This is a genomic window from Rhizobium sp. ZK1, from assembly GCF_047782645.1.
Classification (GTDB): Bacteria; Pseudomonadota; Alphaproteobacteria; order Rhizobiales; family Rhizobiaceae; genus Rhizobium.
On the sequence record NZ_CP180586.1, the window covers coordinates 1545734 to 1561789 of the forward strand.

Genomic DNA, 16056 nt, shown 5'->3' on the forward strand with positions numbered 1-16056 from the left:
CATGAACTCCGCACCCGCGAATACGGAAGGGGCGGCTATCAGCCGTCCCGCCGGATCGTTCTGGGATCGGTTGACGATGCGCCAGAAGCGCCTCGTCTGGGTCTGGACGTTCCTGGCCCTTCCGATCCTGTTTTACTGCGTGATCCGCTTTTATCCGACGCTGCAGGCCTTCTACCTGTCCTTCACCAATTGGAACCTGATGAAGCCGCCGAAATTCATAGGCGTCGCCAATTATGTGAAGCTCTATAACGACCCGCAGTTCTGGAAGGTTTTTCGCAACACCTTCACGTATCTGATCATCGGCACGCCGATCAGTCTCGTGGTTGCTTTCGTCGTGGCCTTTTTCCTGGATCGTGTGCGCTTTCTGCACGGGCTGATCCGCGCGCTCTATTTCCTGCCGTTCCTGACGACGGCCGCCGCCATGGCCTGGGTGTGGCGCTGGTTCTACCAGCCGGCCCCGATCGGCGTCATCAATGATGTGCTCGGCATGGTCGGCCTGCCGCAGCAGCAGTTCATCCGCTCCGTCGATCAGGCGTTGCCATCGATCATGGTCACGGCCATCTGGGCCGGGCTCGGCTTCCAGATCATCATCTTCATGGCCGGTTTGCGCGCCATTCCGAACACCTTCTATGAGGCTGCGAAGATCGATGGTCTCGGCGAATGGCCGATCCTGTGGAAGATCACGCTGCCGCTCCTGAAACCGACGACCGTCTTTCTCGTCGTTTTCTCGTCGATCGGCTTCCTCCGCATCTTCGACCAGGTCTACAACATGACGACGAACGATCCCGGCGGCCCGCTCGGATCGACCAAGCCTCTGGTTCTCATGATCTATCAGACGGCCTTTTCATCCTACAACATGGGGTATGCGGCGGCGCAGACCGTGGTGCTTTTCGCCATCCTCCTCTGCGTCTCCCTGCTGCAGCTCTGGATCCTGAGGGAACGTAAATGAGCGCCGTGACGACCGCTACTGCGGCACCGCTGCCGAAAGCCAATATCCGCCCCGGCGCGATCATCACCTGGACGCTGCTGTTCATTGGCGGTCTCATCATGGTCTCGCCGCTGCTGTTCATGTTCTCGACCTCGCTGAAAACGGCAGACCAGGTCTACGACCTACGCCTCATCCCGGCCGATCCGACGCTGCAGAACTATATCACTGTTCTCTCCGACGGCCGCTTCATGCGCTGGTTCCTGAACTCGACGATCGTCGCCTGCACGGTGACGCTCTCGAATGTCTTCTTCGATAGTCTCGTCGGCTACACGCTTGCCAAGTTCGAATTCCGCGGCCGCTACCTGATCTTCCTGGCGATCCTCTCGACGCTGATGATCCCGACGGAAATGCTGGTCATCCCCTGGTATCTGATGTCGGCCCAGCTCGGCTGGCTGGACAGCTATTGGGGCATCATGTTCCCGGGCATGATGACGGCCTTCGGCACCTTCCTGATGAAGCAGTTCTTCGAGACGGTCCCGAATGACTTCCTCGAAGCCGCGCGCATCGATGGCCTGAACGAGTTCCAGATCTGGTGGAAAGTGGCGATGCCGCTTGTCACCCCGGCGCTCTCGGCACTTGCCATCTTCACCTTCCTCGGCAACTGGACGGCCTTCTTCTGGCCGCTGATCGTCACCACCAGCCGCGAACTCTATACGCTGCCGGTCGGCCTATCGAGCTTTGCCGTCGAACAATCCATCCAATGGGAAATGATCATGACCGGTGCGGCACTCGCGACATTGCCGACGCTCATCGTCTTCCTGGTGCTGCAGCGCTACATCGTGCGCGGCGTCATGCTGGCCGGCCTGAAGGGATAGAACATGACCGAAACCAATCCACGCGTGGCCGACAGGACCGTTTTTCCTGATCCGGTCTATAAGGAAACGGTGCTGAAGCCGCTTTTCGACGGCGCCAAGACCCATCATGTCGACGGCTTCCGCCGCATCGACCGCGCTCATCTGGTGATGCTCGTCGAAACCGGCATTCTGGAGCGAGAACAGGCCGGCAAGATCGCCGTTGCACTCGAAGCGATCGATCGCGACATCGACCCGGAAAAGCTCGTCTATACCGGCGAGGTAGAGGACTTCTTCTTCCTGATCGAAAAGGAACTGAAGGCCCGTATCGGCGTCGATATTGCTGGCCGCCTGCATACGGCGCGTTCGCGTAACGACATCGACCACACGCTGTTCAAGCTCGGCCTGAAGGAGCGCATCGACGCGCTTATGGTCAAGGCGCGAAAACTGCTCAATGCGATGATTGCCACCGCCGATTGGGAAAAGGAGACGCTGATCGTCGCCTATACCCACGGTCAACCGGCACAACCGACCACCTTCGGCCATTATCTTTCGGCGGCGATCGAGGTGCTGATCCGCGATATCGAGCGCTTTGCGGAAGCCCGTGAGATCGTCAACCTCAGCCCCATGGGTGCTGCGGCGATCACCACGTCGGGCTTCCCGATCGATCGCGCCCGCGTTGCCGAACTGCTTGGCTTTGCCGCGCCGCTGCGCAATTCCTACAGCTGCATCGCAGCCGTCGATTACACGACCTCGACCTTTAGCGCGATCGAGCTGATGTTCCTGCATCTCGGCCGGCTTATTCAGGACGTGCAGTTCTGGACGAGCTTCGAGGTCGGCCAGATCTATGTGCCGAACGCGCTGGTGCAGATCTCCTCGATCATGCCGCAGAAGCGCAATCCGGTGCCGATCGAGCATATGCGTCATCTGGCGAGCCAGACCTTCGGACGCGCCCGCACCGTGCTCGACGTCATGCACAATACGCCTTTCACCGACATGAATGACAGCGAGGGCGAGACGCAGGGCATGGGCTATGAAGCCTTCCATTCGGCAGGCCGCGTGCTTGACCTGCTCGCCGCCTTCGTCGCCCAGATCAGCATTGATCCGCAGCGGGTAGCGGAGAACATCCGCCGCTCCTGCATCACAATCACCGAGCTTGCGGATTCGCTGGTCCGCCGCGAAGGGCTGTCCTTCCGGCAGGCGCATGAGATTGCCGCGACCGTCGCTCGCGAGGTGGTCGCCAAGGGTGGTGGCCTCTCGGATGACGGCTACGAGCCTTTCCTCGCAGCTTTCCAAGAATTGGCTTGCCGTAGACCCGGTATCGACAAGGCGCAATTTGCCGAGATCGTCTCGCCGGAACATTTCGTTGCCGTCCGTGCCCGTTTCGGCGGTCCTGCGCCGGCACCGATGGCGGATGCGCTTGCAGCCTATCAGGAAAAGGCTGCCGCATTCGCCAGACAGGCACAGGAGAATGCAGCGCGCGAAGCCGCCGCTGCTGAAGAACTTCAAACCAGATTCACGGCATTGATGGGGGCCGCCTGATGGCAAATATCGAACTGCAGGGGCTCGTCAAACGCTATGGCAAGCTCGATGTCGTGCACGGCATAGATCTCGCGATCGCCGATGGTGAATTCGTCGTCTTCGTTGGCCCGTCCGGCTGCGGCAAGTCGACGACGCTGCGCATGATCGCCGGCCTCGAAGATATCTCGGGCGGCACGCTGAAGATCGGCGGCGAGGTGGTGAACGAACGCGAGCCGAAACAACGCAACATCGCCATGGTGTTTCAGAATTACGCCATCTATCCGCACATGAGCGTGCGCCAGAATATCGGCTTCGGCCTGTACACTTCGAAGCTCTCGCAGGCGGAAAAGGACAAGCGCATCGATGAGACCGCGCAGATCCTGGGGTTGACGGATTATCTCGCCCGCCGCCCGGCGGCCCTCTCTGGCGGTCAGCGCCAGCGTGTCGCGATCGGCCGCGCAATGGTGCGCAACCCCTCGGCCTTCCTCTTCGACGAGCCGCTATCGAACCTCGATGCACAGCTTCGCACCCAGATGCGCATCGAGATCAAGCGCCTGCACCAGCGGCTCGGCACGACGATCGTCTATGTCACCCACGATCAGGTTGAGGCCATGACCATGGCCGACCGGATCGTCGTCATGAAGGACGGCCATATTCTGCAGGCGGGAACGCCGATGGATATCTACGAAAACCCCGCCGACGTCTTTACGGCGCGCTTCATCGGCAGCCCCTCGATGAACCTTCTGCCAAGCACCGCTGCGGCCGATGGCATCCGCATCGGGCAGGGCGGTCCGCACCTGATCGGCGTGCGGCCGCATGATCTTGTTATCGGCGAGGGGGCCGGCGTGCTGTCGCTCTCAGGCACAGTCACCGCAGTCGAGCCGCTTGGAGCCGAGACGCTGGTGCATTTCGATGTCGCGGGCACATCGGTGATTGCAACCGCCCCCGGTAAGGTGATACCGGCCGTCGGCGGCGTCGTGAATGCCCATGCGGCCTCCGGTGCTCTCTATGTTTTCGATGCAAGAACGGAAAAGGCCCTCGGGCGCCAATGACATCTGATAATGACATGCGATCGGCGGTGCTTAGCATCGGCCGGATCTATTGCGACCTGATCTTCACAGGACTGGAGACCATGCCCGTTCTCGGGCGTGAGATATTCGCCGATGACTTGCGTATCGCGGCAGGCGGCGGCGCTTTCATTATGGCCGCTTATTCGGCCCATATCGGTCGCAAGACCGCCCTGCTCTCCCGTCTCGGGACTGATGGGCTTTCGAGCGGCCTGACCACGGAACTGCAGGCAAGCGGCGTCGATTTACGCTTTCTCGATCGGGCCGCCGATGCCGGTCCGCAGGTCACCGTCGCAATCAACAATGGTGGGGAGCGGGCCTTCCTCTCCCGGCGCGCCGGCGGCGCGAAACCGGCAACGCTTGGCGAAGCGCTTGCCTGGAACGAGGCGCGTCATCTCCACATAGCGGAATTTGCAACACTCGCAGAAATTCCCAGCTTGGTCGGAAAGGCCAGGGAGAACGGGCTTACCGTATCGCTCGATCCGAGCTGGGACGAGACCCTGATCTATAAGCGTGATTTTCTCGATTGCTGCGCCGGCGTCGATCTCTTCCTGCCGAATGTCGAGGAAGCCGTTGCCATCACCGGATGCTCCGATCCAGCTGAAGCTCTGGACAGGCTTGCGACGCGCTTCCCGATGGTGGCGCTGAAGGCAGGCGCTGGCGGTGCTTATTATGCGGCCGGTGATATGCGCCTCCATCAGAATGCCCCGACCGTCAAGGTCGTGGATACGACGGGCGCGGGCGATGCCTTCAATGCCGGGCTCATCCACGCGTGGCTTGGCGACGCGAGCCCTGATATCTGCCTGCGCGAAGGTATTGCCATGGGCAGTCTCGCGGTTCAGGCTGCGGGCGGCGCTGCAATCCTGCCTGCACGTTAGAGCTTGAACGATACCGCGGCCTTTCCAGAGTCGCGGATCGCTCTAGGTTGACCGAAAGCGGCGCAGAAATCGCTGTGCCGGATGCAACCTGAATATTCGCATAGAGCCCGCGGAGCTTGTTGCCGAACGGCTTTCGCTGACTGCGCCATCCAGCTGTTTCCTTACGAATATTTCATGTTTTTCAGCCGCATTTCCGTGCCATCGTCAGGGCATCGGTAATGTTGGGTTCATCTTCGGCATGATTATCTCGGCCTGAATAGGGGCTGATATGGCGAAGCATATATCGAGGATTAGATGGACAATTTGGAGGCTGGTAAAGATACCGGTTCCGTAACAGGCGCAAACGCCGACCTGGCTGCCGTGCTTGCTGCCGGTCGGCAGAGCAGGGGGCGTCGCTGGCGTGGCCGGATGATCGTCCTGGTGCTTTTGATCCTTGCCGCTGCGGCTGCTGCCTACTTCTACATGGGCCGAAGCCGCGCCGAGTTCAGCTACACGACCCAGCCGGTCAAGCGCGGCGACCTGACGGTGCTCGTCACTGCCACGGGTTCGGTCCAGCCGACCCAGCAAGTGGATATATCGAGCGAACTGTCGGGCACGATGCGCGACGTCAATGTCGACTATAACAGCACGGTTAAGGCAGGTGATGTTCTGGCCGTACTCGATACGAACAAGCTGGAAGCCGACGTGAAGAGTTCCCGCGCCAAGCTCAATTCGGCAAAAGCCAATGTGGTCAAGGCGAATGCCGATCTGCAATCGGCCGCGACCTCGCTCGACCGTCTGAAGAGCCTCGTCAAAAGCAATGTCTCCACTCAACAGAGCCTTGACGACGCGACCTACAAATATGACTCCGCTGTGGCCGCCAAGGATATCAACGAGGCCGACGTGCTGGCCTCCGAGGCTAACTTGCAGCTTGCCGAGGTCAATCTCGGCAAGGCGAAGATCGTCTCGCCGATCGATGGCGTGATCCTGACCCGCTCGGTCGATCCCGGCGCAACGGTCGCTGCCTCACTCTCGGCGCCCGTGCTTTTTACCATCGCCGGCGATCTCAAGAAGATGGAACTGCAGGTGGATGTCGATGAAGCCGATGTCGGCCAGATCGCCGTCGGCCAGAAGGCGACCTTTACGGTCGATGCCTATCCGGATCGCACTTTCCCTGCCGTCATCGAGCAGATCCGCTTTGCCTCCGAGGTGGTCAACAATGTCGTCACCTACAAGGCGGTCCTTTCGGTCGATAATGCCGACCTGCTGCTGCGCCCCGGCATGACTGCGACTTCAGACATCACTGTCGATGCCGTCAAGGATACGCTGATGGTCCCGAATGCTGCCCTCCGCTACGTCCCGCCGCAGACGGAAACGCGTGACGGCCGCAGCATCTTCAGCCTGTTCCGTCCGCCTCATCTGTCCCGCAGCGGTGGTGGTGGCGATTCCAAGCTGACCGGCACTCAACGCCGCGTCTGGGTGCTTCGTAACGGCCAGCCTGCGCCGGTGGTGATCCAGGTGGGATCTTCCGATGGCCAGTTCACGCAGGTTACGTCCGGCGAGCTTGCCGAAAATGACGCAATCATCACCGATACCGCGGCGCGGACGAACTGACGGGAGGCGATGATGGAACGCCCGCCGCTTCTGGAATTCAGGCACGTCTCGAAAATTTACGGCGAGGGTGCTGCGGCCATCCGCGCGCTCGATGATGTTGACCTTTCGATCCGCACGCATGAATTTGTCGCGATCATGGGGCCGTCCGGCTCCGGCAAGTCGACGGCGATGAATATCCTTGGCTGCCTCGATGTGCCGACTTCGGGCGAGTATGTCTTTCAGGGCATTTCGACAAGCGGCTTCGATCGCAGCCAGCTGACGCTTCTGCGCCGCCATATGTTGGGTTTCGTCTTTCAGGGCTTCAATCTCCTGTCGCGGACTTCGGCGGTCGAGAATGTCGAGCTGCCGCTGATCTATCGCGGCATGGCGGTCGGCGAGCGACGCAAACGGGCGAGGGAAGCGCTCGGCCTCGTCGGTCTGTCTGGCCGGGAGAACCACAAGACGCAGGAGCTCTCCGGTGGTCAGCAGCAGCGCGTGGCGATCGCCCGCGCCATCGTCACCGAGCCTGCTGTGCTGCTCGCCGATGAGCCGACCGGCAATCTCGACACCAAGACCAGCATGGAGATCATGGATCTGATGACGCGGCTGAACCGCGAACAGGGCATCACCATCGTCATGGTCACGCATGAGTCCGATATCGCCGCATATGCGGGGCGCTTGCTGCGTTTCGTCGATGGCAAGCTGGAAACCGAGGTGGAGCAACGGCAGAGGGCGGAACATGTTCTTTGAAACCTTGAAGCTGGCCCTGCGCGCTATCAACCGTAATCTACTGCGTTCCTTTCTCACCGTACTCGGCGTCGTCATCGGCGTTGCCGCCGTCATCGCGCTCGTTACCATCGGCAATGGCACGACGGCGCAGGTTTCGACCGAGCTTTCCCGGCTCGGTACCAATATGCTCTTCGTGCGCCCCGGCCAGTTCGGTCCGGGCCGCGCCAGCTCCGAGGCTCGGCGCTTCACGCTGAAGGATGTCGAGGCGATCCGCGATCAGGTCCCAGGCCTGCGGGCTGTAGCGCCATCCAACCAGTCCACGGCAACTGTTATCTTCGGCGGCCAGAACCATTCCACCACCGTTTACGGCACGACCAACGACTATTTCATCGCGCAGGACTGGGATCTGGCGCTCGGCCGCAATTTCACGCCGGCCGAAGAGCGCGGCCAGTCGCGCTGCATCATCGGTGAGACCGTGCGCGAGCAGCTTTTCGGCGCCGCCGATCCGACCGGCCAGCAGATCCGTGTCGGCAAAGTTTCCTGCCCCGTCATCGGCGTGCTGGCAAAGCGCGGTCAATCCGGCATGGGCAACGACCAGGACGACGTCGTCATCATGCCGGTCAAGGTCTTCCAGCGGCGCATCAGCGGCAGTTCCAACGTGCCGACGATCCTCATTTCGGCGCGTGATGGGGTCTCGACTTCGAAAGTGCAGGCCGACGTCGAGAACCTGTTGCGCGAGCGCCGCAAGATCATCCCCGGCCGTCAGGACGATTTCAATGTCAACGACATGACGCAGATCGCCGAAGCGATGACCGGCACGACGACGCTGCTGACCGGCCTGCTCGGCGCAGTCGCTGCCGTCAGCCTGCTCGTCGGCGGCATCGGTATCATGAACATCATGCTGGTGTCGGTGACGGAACGCACGCGCGAGATCGGCATTCGCCTTGCGATCGGCGCGCTTGAAAATCAGGTGCTGACGCAGTTCCTCGTCGAGGCTGTCGCCCTGTCGCTCTTCGGCGGCATAGCCGGCATCATGCTCGGCCTGACTCTCGCCTACGCTACGGTCAGCTTTCTCAACGTGCCCTTCGTGGTCAGTCCGCTCATCATCTTCATCGCCTTCGTCTTTTCGGCAGCGATCGGCATGATCTTCGGCTTTTTTCCGGCGAGGCGGGCGGCTCAGCTCAATCCGATCGAGGCATTGCGCCACGAGTAGGGGGGTGCTTTCGCGTACTGCATGACTTTGATATATCAGGATAACTTGTCTTCGCCGTTTAACCGTGCCAGTATTGATATATCAGTCTCGGATTCGCCCGCATGCACGAATCGCTAAGCCATCTCGCCTATCTGGCGCTGGAGCACGCTATTGTGACGCTGGCTTTGACGCCTGGTGCGTTGGTGACGGAAAAACAGCTCATCGATCTTGCAGGCCATGGCCGCACACCGGTGCGCGAGGCAATCCAGAAGCTTGCCTGGCAGGGCCTGATCGTGGTGAAGCCGCGCGTCGGCCTGCAGATTGCCGAAATCAATGCCGAAGACCATGTCAATGTCATGCAGGTGCGCCGCAAGCTGGAGCCGGTGGCAGCAGCGCTCGTTGCCGACGCGGCCAACGAGGAGCAGAGATCCAGCCTCGTCGCCTGTGCCCGCGCGATGGAAGAATGCGCTGCCGGCGGCGATTTAGCGGGCTTCTTTGCCGCCGACAAGGCCTTTGATGAAATCCTTGAAGATGCCTGTCCTAACCGCTTCATCACGGCGGCGCTGGGGCCGGTCCAGACCCATTCTCGCCGTCTGTGGTATTCGACCGCCAATCCGGAACGGATGGATCGGTCCATCTTTCTCCACGTCGCAGTGATCAAGGCTATTTATCAGGGTGAGGTCGCGCAAGCGCGCGAGACCATGGCCGATCTCATCGATTATCTGAGCCAAAAATAGAAACGGCCCCGTTTCCGGAGCCGTTGTCTAGAAAATCTGTGTCGCAGCCTCAGCCGACGAAGGCGCGCTCGATGACGAATTCTGCGGGCTTGCTGTTGGCGCCTTCTTCGAGCCCGGCCTTTTCCAGAAGCTCCTTCGTGTCCTTCAGCATGGCCGAAGAGCCGCAAATCATGCCGCGGTCAACAGCCGGATCGATCGGCGGAACGCCGAGATCGGTGAAGAGCTTGCCGGACGAGATCAGGTCTGTGATGCGGCCGCGATATTCGAAATCTTCGCGCGTCACAGTCGCATAGTGGCGCAGCTTATCGCCGACCACTTCCTGGAGAAGCTCGTCATTCCGGATCTCTTCAATGAGATCGAAGCCGTATCTCAGCTCGGAAATTTCGCGCGTCGTATGCGTGAGAATGACTTCGTCGAACTTCTCATATGTTTCCGGATCGCGGATGAGGCTCGCAAAAGGCGCAATGCCCGTGCCGGTGGAGAACATGTAAAGGCGCTTGCCGGGTGTCAGGGCATCGAGAACCAGCGTGCCTGTCGGCTTCTTGCGCATCAGAACCTGGTCGCCCGGCTTGATGAGCTGCAGATGCGAGGTCAGCGGACCATCCGGCACCTTGATCGAGAAGAACTCGAGCTCTTCGGCCCAAGCCGGGCTTGCGATCGAATAGGCGCGGAAGACGGGCTTGCCGTCGACCATGAGGCCGATCATCGCGAATTCGCCCGAGCGGAAACGGAAGCCATCCGGCCGAGTCATCGTGAAGCGGAAGAGCCGGTCGGTATAATGCGTCACACTCAGCACCGTCTCGGCATAGACGCCGGCAGGGATAGCGGAAGCGAATTCTTCGGTCTTTGCAGGAGCGTTCATTTCGATATCGGGCTCGTCGTTCGCAGGATAATCATCGGCATCCGAGGCAGATATTACAAAACCCCGCTAAATTAAAGGCAATCCATTCCATCGCATGGCTGAGGAGCGAAATATGCATGTCACGGTCAGGATTCACTGGCCTGTGGCAAACTGTCGCTTTTGCGCTGGCTAAGCTATTCAAAGGATGCATATTAAAGCATGTCGCGCAAAAGTGTTCATGCGGTTTTGCGACAACGACATGCGTCAAACAAAGACCTGAAGCGTGGCGAGCAATCTGAAAGATCGTGGCGCGTTTCAAGAAAAAAACGACGCCCGCCGCGGCGCGGGGCGCGACAGGTTGTACGGGGGAACATGAAAATCTTCAATTACAAGCGCGTTCCTTACGCGGAAATGCGTGCATTCTCCGTCCATATTCTGACGGCCTCCGGTTCTTTTCTTGCATTTCTTGGGGTGGTTGCCGCTGCCGAGCACCGTTTCATCGACATGTTCTGGTGGCTGGGCCTTGCGCTTCTGGTCGATGGCATCGATGGACCGATCGCCCGCAAGGTGCGTGTCAAGGAAGTACTGCCGAATTGGTCGGGTGATACGCTCGATAACATCATCGATTACGTCACCTATGTGCTGCTGCCGGCCTTCGCGCTCTATCAGAGCGGCATGATCGGCGAGCCCTGGTCTTTCGCCGCCGCCGGCATGATCGTCGTGTCGAGCGCCATCTATTATGCCGATATGGGCATGAAGACGGAGGAGTATTTCTTTTCCGGTTTCCCCGTCGTCTGGAACATGGTGGTCTTCACGCTATTCGTCATGCACGCGGGCGAGATGACGGCCTTTATCGTCGTCACCGTCTCCGTGGTCCTGACCTTTTTGCCGATCAACTTCCTGCATCCCGTGCGCGTCCAGCGCCTGCGACCGCTGAACCTCGGCATCTTTCTGCTGTGGTCGGCGCTCGGTGCCTATTCGCTGTTGATGCATTTCGACATGCCGCAATGGGCCATCGTTCTCTTCATCGTGAGCGGCGTCTATCTTTACGTCATCGGTGTGGTGCTCCAATTCTTCCCGGCGCTCGGACGCAAGTGAGGCAGATACAGATGGCAAAGACGAAGGCAGTTTCTTTCTCCAGAAACGGTGGACCCGAGGTTTTCGAATATGTCGATATCGATCTGCTGCCACCCTCGGAGGGTCAGGTGCAGATCCGTCAGGAAGCGATCGGCCTGAATTTCATCGATGTCTATTTCCGGGATGGCACCTATAAGGCGCCGCATCTGCCCTTCGTAACCGGCAAGGAAGCCGCTGGCGTCATCACGTCGGTCGGCCCCGGTGTGACCGATTTTGCCGCGGGCGACCGCGTTGCCTATGCCAGCGCTGACGGCGCCTATAGCGCCGAACGCAACATCGAGACGAAACATCTGGTGAAGGTACCAGAGGGCATCAGCCTGAAAACTGCGGCCGCCATGATGCTGAAGGGCATGACGGCCGAATACCTCCTGAACCGCACCTTCAAGGTCGGTCCCGAGACGGTGTTGCTGTTCCATGCTGCAGCCGGCGGCGTCGGCCTCATCGCCGGCCAGTGGGCGAAGGCGCTCGGTGCAACCGTCATCGGCACGGCAGGCTCCGCCGACAAGGTCCAACTGGCGCTCGACCATGGCTACGACCATGTCATCAATTACAAGACTGAAAATTTCGCCGAACGCGTGCGGGAAATGACCGCCGGCAAGGGCGTCGACGTGGTCTATGACTCGATCGGCCGCGATACTTTCCCGCAATCGCTGGATTGCCTGAAGCCGCGCGGTCTCTTCGCCTCCTTCGGCCAATCCTCTGGCGCCATTGAGAATTTCACCATGGCGCACCTCGCCCAACGGGGTTCGCTCTATGCCACGCGCCCGACGCTCTATACTTATATTGCTTCGCGTCAGGAACTGACCGATTGTGCAAACAATCTATTTGATGTTGTGCGTAGCAACAAAGTGCGTATCAATATCAATCAAACCTATCCGCTGCGTGAGGTTGGGCGGGCTCACACGGATCTGGAAACAAGAAAAACAACCGGAACGACGCTGCTGATTCCATGAGATCCAAACGGACCGGTCGGCAGAAGAAATGAGGGGAACGTGTCGCCATTGAATGTGCCGGCTTCCGGCGCGTTGTTATCGGTGCAGAAGCTGACCAAATTCTTCGGTAGCTTTGCCGCCTGCAATGAAATCGATCTCGATATAGCGCCGGGCGAAATTCATGCGCTTCTCGGTGAAAATGGCGCAGGCAAATCCACACTGGTCAAGATGCTGTTCGGCGTTCTGGAGCCGACGGACGGACAGATCCTGTGGGAGGGCAGTCCGGCCACGATCACGTCGCCGGGCGAGGCCCGCAAGCTCGGCATCGGCATGGTCTTCCAGCATTTCTCGCTCTTCGAAGCGCTGACCGTTGCCGAGAATATCGCGCTTTCCCTCGATGACAGCATCCCGATCGGCAAGATCGCAGAGGAGGCGAGGGCACTGTCGCAGGCCTATGGCCTGCCGCTCGACCCGCATGCCCATGTCGCCGATCTCTCGGTCGGAGAACGTCAGCGCATCGAAATCGTCCGCGCCCTGTTGCAGAACCCGAAGCTCATCATCCTTGACGAGCCGACCTCGGTGCTGACGCCGCAGGAAGCTGACAGGCTCTTCGAAACCCTCTTCAAGCTGCGTGCAGAGGGTCGCTCCGTCCTCTATATCAGCCACCGCCTGGAAGAGGTGCAGCGTATCTGCGATCGCGCCACGGTCCTTCGCCACGGCCGCGTGACCGGCGCCTGCGATCCCAAACAGGAGACGCCCGCTTCTCTCGCCCGCATGATGGTGGGCAGCGAGGTTGCAGCCGTTACCCATCCCGAGCGCAACGACAAGGGCGAGGTGCAGCTTGCCGTCTCGAACCTCTCCGTCTCCGCGCGCACACCCTTTGCCATGCCGCTGCGCGACGTTTCCCTGACGGTGTGCTCGGGAGAAATCCTCGCAATCGCCGGTGTGGCCGGCAACGGACAGAGTGAACTTTTCGATGCTCTGTCCGGCGAATATCCGGTGTCGTCTGCCGAAGCGATCATTATCAGAAAGAAACCGGTCGGTACGCAGGGCATCACCGCCCGACGCCTGCTCGGTGCCGGCTTCGTGCCGGAGGAGCGGCATGGCCATGCGGCCGTCTCCGCCATGAAACTCTCCGACAATCTGGTACTGGCCCGCAGCCAGTCGGACCGAAAGGCCTTTCTCGGCGTCCTCGGCATTATCAGGCAGGGCGCGGTGAAATCCGCCGCACGACGCATTTCAGAGGCGATGGACGTGCGCAAGAGCGGCGATGATCCCGCCGCGGGTTCGCTCTCCGGCGGCAACCTGCAGAAATTCATCGTCGGTCGCGAACTCGACCGCCAGCCGGCGGTTCTCGTCGTCAATCAGCCGACCTGGGGCGTCGACGCCGGTGCCGCAAGCCGCATCCGCCAGGCCCTTGTCGATCTTGCAAAAGCCGGTTCGGCCGTCGTCGTCATCAGCCAGGATCTCGACGAGATCTTCGAAGTGGCGACCGATATCGCCGTCATTTCCGAAGGACGGCTTTCCAAGCCCTATCCGGCTGACGAATTGACGCGCGAAAAGATCGGTCTGCTGATGGGTGGCCTGCATGAAGGCAAGCATGCCGCGGAGGCTGTTCATGCGCATTGAGCTTGAAAAGCGCCCGCAGGTCTCGAAACTCTACGCCTTCATTTCACCACTTCTTGCTCTCGTCCTGACGCTGATCGCAGGCGCGATCATGTTCGCCATGCTCGGCAAAGATCCGGTCGAGGCGCTCGACGCCTTCTTCGTCGAGCCGCTTCTGGAAGTCTGGTCGCTGCATGAGCTGGCGATCAAGGCAGCCCCGCTGATCCTGATCGGCGTTGGTCTCGCCGTCTGTTATCGCTCCAACAACTGGAATATCGGCGCTGAAGGCCAGTTCACCATCGGCGCGATCACCGGTTCCTATATCCCGATCATCTTCTACGACTGGCATTCGCCGCTGGTGCTGCCGCTGGTGCTTATCCTGGGCGCGCTTGGCGGCGCGCTGTTTGCCGCCATTCCGGCGCTCTTGAAGGCGCATTTCAACACCAACGAGATCCTGACGTCGCTGATGCTGGTCTATATCGCCCAGCTCTATCTCGATTGGCTGATACGCGGTGCATGGCGCGATCCGAAGGGCTTCAATTTCCCGGTCTCGCGCGATTTTGCGCCGGAGGCGATCGTGCCGGCGATCTGGGAAGAATCGGGCCGTGCCCACTGGGGTTTCATCTTCGCCATCGTCGCGGCTGTTCTCGTCTGGTTCATGATGCGCTTCACGCTGAAGGGCTTCGAGGTCATCGTGCTCGGCCAGTCGGAACGGGCAGGGCGCTTTGCGGGCTTTTCATCCAAGAGGATGATCTGGTTCAGCTTTCTCTTCTCCGGCGCGCTGGCCGGCCTTGCCGGCATTTGCGAAGTCTCGGGCTCGATCGGTCATCTGCAGCCGGCGATCTCGCCGGGTTACGGCTTCACCGCCATCATCGTTGCCTTCCTCGGTCGTCTCAATCCGCTCGGCATCATCGCTTCGGGTCTGGTGCTGGCGCTGACTTATCTCGGCGGTGAGGCCGCACAGCTTTCGATCGGTGTTTCCGACAAGGTCACACGCGTCTTCCAGGGGTTGATCCTCTTCTTCGTGCTCTCTTGCGACACGCTGATCTATTACAAAATCCGCATCCTCTGGTCGCGGGCAAGGGGTGGCGCGGCATGAGCATCTTCGAAGCCATTCTTCTGACGGTTATCACCGCCTCCACGCCGCTCGTCATCGCAGCACTCGGCGAACTCGTAACGGAGCGCTCCGGCGTTCTCAATCTCGGCGTCGAGGGCATGATGATCATGGGTGCGGTCGCCGCTTTTGCCGGCGCGCAGATATCGGGTTCGCCCTATGTCGGCATCATATGCGGCATCGTCGTCGGTGCGCTTTTCTCATTGCTCTTTGCCTTCCTGACGCTGACGCTGGTTGCAAACCAGGTGGCGACCGGCCTGGCGTTGACCCTTCTCGGTCTCGGTCTGTCCGGCCAGTTGGGCGAGGCCTATGTCAGCGTGCCCGGCATCCGGCTGGAGGAGATCGTCATTCCGTTCCTCTCCGATATTCCTGTTGTCGGCCCGGTTCTCTTCAAGCAGGATTTCATCTTCTACCTGTCGATCGCGCTCGTCTTCGGCGTGAGCTGGTTCCTGTTCCGCAGCCGTGCCGGGCTGAAGCTCAGAGCGATTGGCGACAGTCACGGCTCCGCTCATGCGCTTGGCATCCATGTCATCCGCACGCGATATCTGGCTGTCATGTTCGGCGGCGCCTGTGCCGGTCTTGCCGGCGCACAGCTCTCGCTCGTCTATACGCCGCAATGGGCGGAAAACATGTCTGCCGGCCGCGGATGGATCACGCTGGCGCTTGTCGTCTTCGCCTCCTGGCGCCCATGGCGGGTCTTTGCCGGCGGTTATCTCTTTGGGGCGGTCACGATCCTGCAGCTCCACGCTCAGGCTTTCGGTCTCGGCATTCCCTCGCAGTTCCTCTCGATGCTGCCCTACGCCGCGACTATTGTGGTTCTCATCATCATTTCTCATAATCGGCGCACGACGTTGATCAATACGCCCGCGTCGCTTGGAAAAGCCTTCGTACCGGAGCGATAGAACAAGAACTGAGAGATGGGTTTCCGGAAAATCTTCAAACCAACAGGGGT

15 protein-coding genes are annotated in these 16056 nt (G+C 60.2%); 14 read left to right on the forward strand and 1 reads right to left on the reverse strand.

The window, feature by feature from the left end:
- Nucleotide 1: 1 nt before the first annotated feature.
- The 9 genes from ACK9YZ_RS08025 to ACK9YZ_RS08065 all read left to right on the forward strand — a co-directional run bounded on the left by ACK9YZ_RS08025 (nt 2) and on the right by ACK9YZ_RS08065 (nt 9475).
- Nucleotides 2-949, forward strand: a complete 948-nt coding sequence (locus ACK9YZ_RS08025) for a carbohydrate ABC transporter permease (RefSeq protein WP_416066208.1) — start codon at nt 2-4, stop codon at nt 947-949.
- Nucleotides 946-1803: a carbohydrate ABC transporter permease gene (locus tag ACK9YZ_RS08030; RefSeq protein WP_416066209.1), complete on the forward strand. Its 858-nt coding sequence runs from the start codon at nt 946-948 to the stop codon at nt 1801-1803. The genes ACK9YZ_RS08025 and ACK9YZ_RS08030 overlap by 4 nt, the downstream gene beginning before the upstream one ends.
- 3 nt (nt 1804-1806) lie before the next feature.
- Nucleotides 1807-3321 carry an argininosuccinate lyase gene (gene argH / locus ACK9YZ_RS08035; RefSeq protein ID WP_416066210.1) on the forward strand — a complete coding sequence of 505 codons (1515 nt, stop codon included), beginning with the start codon at nt 1807-1809 and terminating at the stop codon, nt 3319-3321.
- Nucleotides 3321-4352, forward strand: coding sequence for an ABC transporter ATP-binding protein (locus tag ACK9YZ_RS08040; protein ID WP_216757966.1), 1032 nt, complete (start codon nt 3321-3323; stop codon nt 4350-4352). The genes argH and ACK9YZ_RS08040 overlap by 1 nt, the downstream gene beginning before the upstream one ends.
- Complete coding sequence (locus ACK9YZ_RS08045; RefSeq protein WP_416066211.1) at nt 4349-5245, forward strand: carbohydrate kinase family protein; 897 nt, start codon at nt 4349-4351, stop codon at nt 5243-5245. Before ACK9YZ_RS08040 ends, ACK9YZ_RS08045 begins: the two co-directional genes overlap by 4 nt.
- A gap of 294 nt (nt 5246-5539) precedes the next feature.
- Nucleotides 5540-6838, forward strand: coding sequence for an efflux RND transporter periplasmic adaptor subunit (locus ACK9YZ_RS08050; RefSeq protein ID WP_416066212.1), 1299 nt, complete (start codon nt 5540-5542; stop codon nt 6836-6838).
- 12 nt (nt 6839-6850) lie between these two features.
- Nucleotides 6851-7567: an ABC transporter ATP-binding protein gene (locus tag ACK9YZ_RS08055; protein ID WP_416066830.1), complete on the forward strand. Its 717-nt coding sequence runs from the start codon at nt 6851-6853 to the stop codon at nt 7565-7567.
- Entirely contained in the window at nt 7557-8759 is a 1203-nt protein-coding gene (locus ACK9YZ_RS08060; RefSeq protein WP_416066213.1) for an ABC transporter permease, read from the forward strand. Before ACK9YZ_RS08055 ends, ACK9YZ_RS08060 begins: the two co-directional genes overlap by 11 nt.
- Nucleotides 8760-8860: 101 nt before the next feature.
- Nucleotides 8861-9475, forward strand: a complete 615-nt coding sequence (locus ACK9YZ_RS08065; RefSeq protein ID WP_216757971.1) for a GntR family transcriptional regulator — start codon at nt 8861-8863, stop codon at nt 9473-9475.
- Between the two features lie 49 nt (nt 9476-9524).
- Here the strand turns inward: ACK9YZ_RS08065 and ACK9YZ_RS08070 are convergent, their stop codons facing one another.
- Nucleotides 9525-10337: a ferredoxin--NADP reductase gene (locus ACK9YZ_RS08070; RefSeq protein WP_416066214.1), complete on the reverse strand. Its 813-nt coding sequence runs from the start codon at nt 10335-10337 to the stop codon at nt 9525-9527.
- A 351-nt stretch (nt 10338-10688) separates the two neighbouring features.
- Between ACK9YZ_RS08070 and pcsA the strand changes: the two genes are divergently transcribed.
- Genes pcsA through ACK9YZ_RS08095 form a run of 5 tightly spaced genes read left to right on the forward strand, consistent with a single transcriptional unit; the run spans nt 10689 to nt 16006 of the window.
- Nucleotides 10689-11414 (forward strand): phosphatidylcholine synthase, encoded by a 726-nt coding sequence (gene pcsA / locus ACK9YZ_RS08075; protein ID WP_216757973.1) that lies wholly within the window; start codon nt 10689-10691, stop codon nt 11412-11414.
- Nucleotides 11415-11425: 11 nt separating this feature from the next.
- Nucleotides 11426-12406, forward strand: coding sequence for a quinone oxidoreductase family protein (locus ACK9YZ_RS08080; RefSeq protein ID WP_416066215.1), 981 nt, complete (start codon nt 11426-11428; stop codon nt 12404-12406).
- Between the two features lie 39 nt (nt 12407-12445).
- Nucleotides 12446-14014, forward strand: a complete 1569-nt coding sequence (locus ACK9YZ_RS08085) for an ABC transporter ATP-binding protein (protein ID WP_416066216.1) — start codon at nt 12446-12448, stop codon at nt 14012-14014.
- The gene (locus ACK9YZ_RS08090; protein WP_416066217.1) at nt 14004-15089 is read left to right on the forward strand and encodes an ABC transporter permease; all 1086 of its coding nucleotides are present in this window, start codon (nt 14004-14006) and stop codon (nt 15087-15089) included. Before ACK9YZ_RS08085 ends, ACK9YZ_RS08090 begins: the two co-directional genes overlap by 11 nt.
- Entirely contained in the window at nt 15086-16006 is a 921-nt protein-coding gene (locus ACK9YZ_RS08095) for an ABC transporter permease (RefSeq protein WP_416066218.1), read from the forward strand. Before ACK9YZ_RS08090 ends, ACK9YZ_RS08095 begins: the two co-directional genes overlap by 4 nt.
- Nucleotides 16007-16056: the final 50 nt, after the last annotated feature.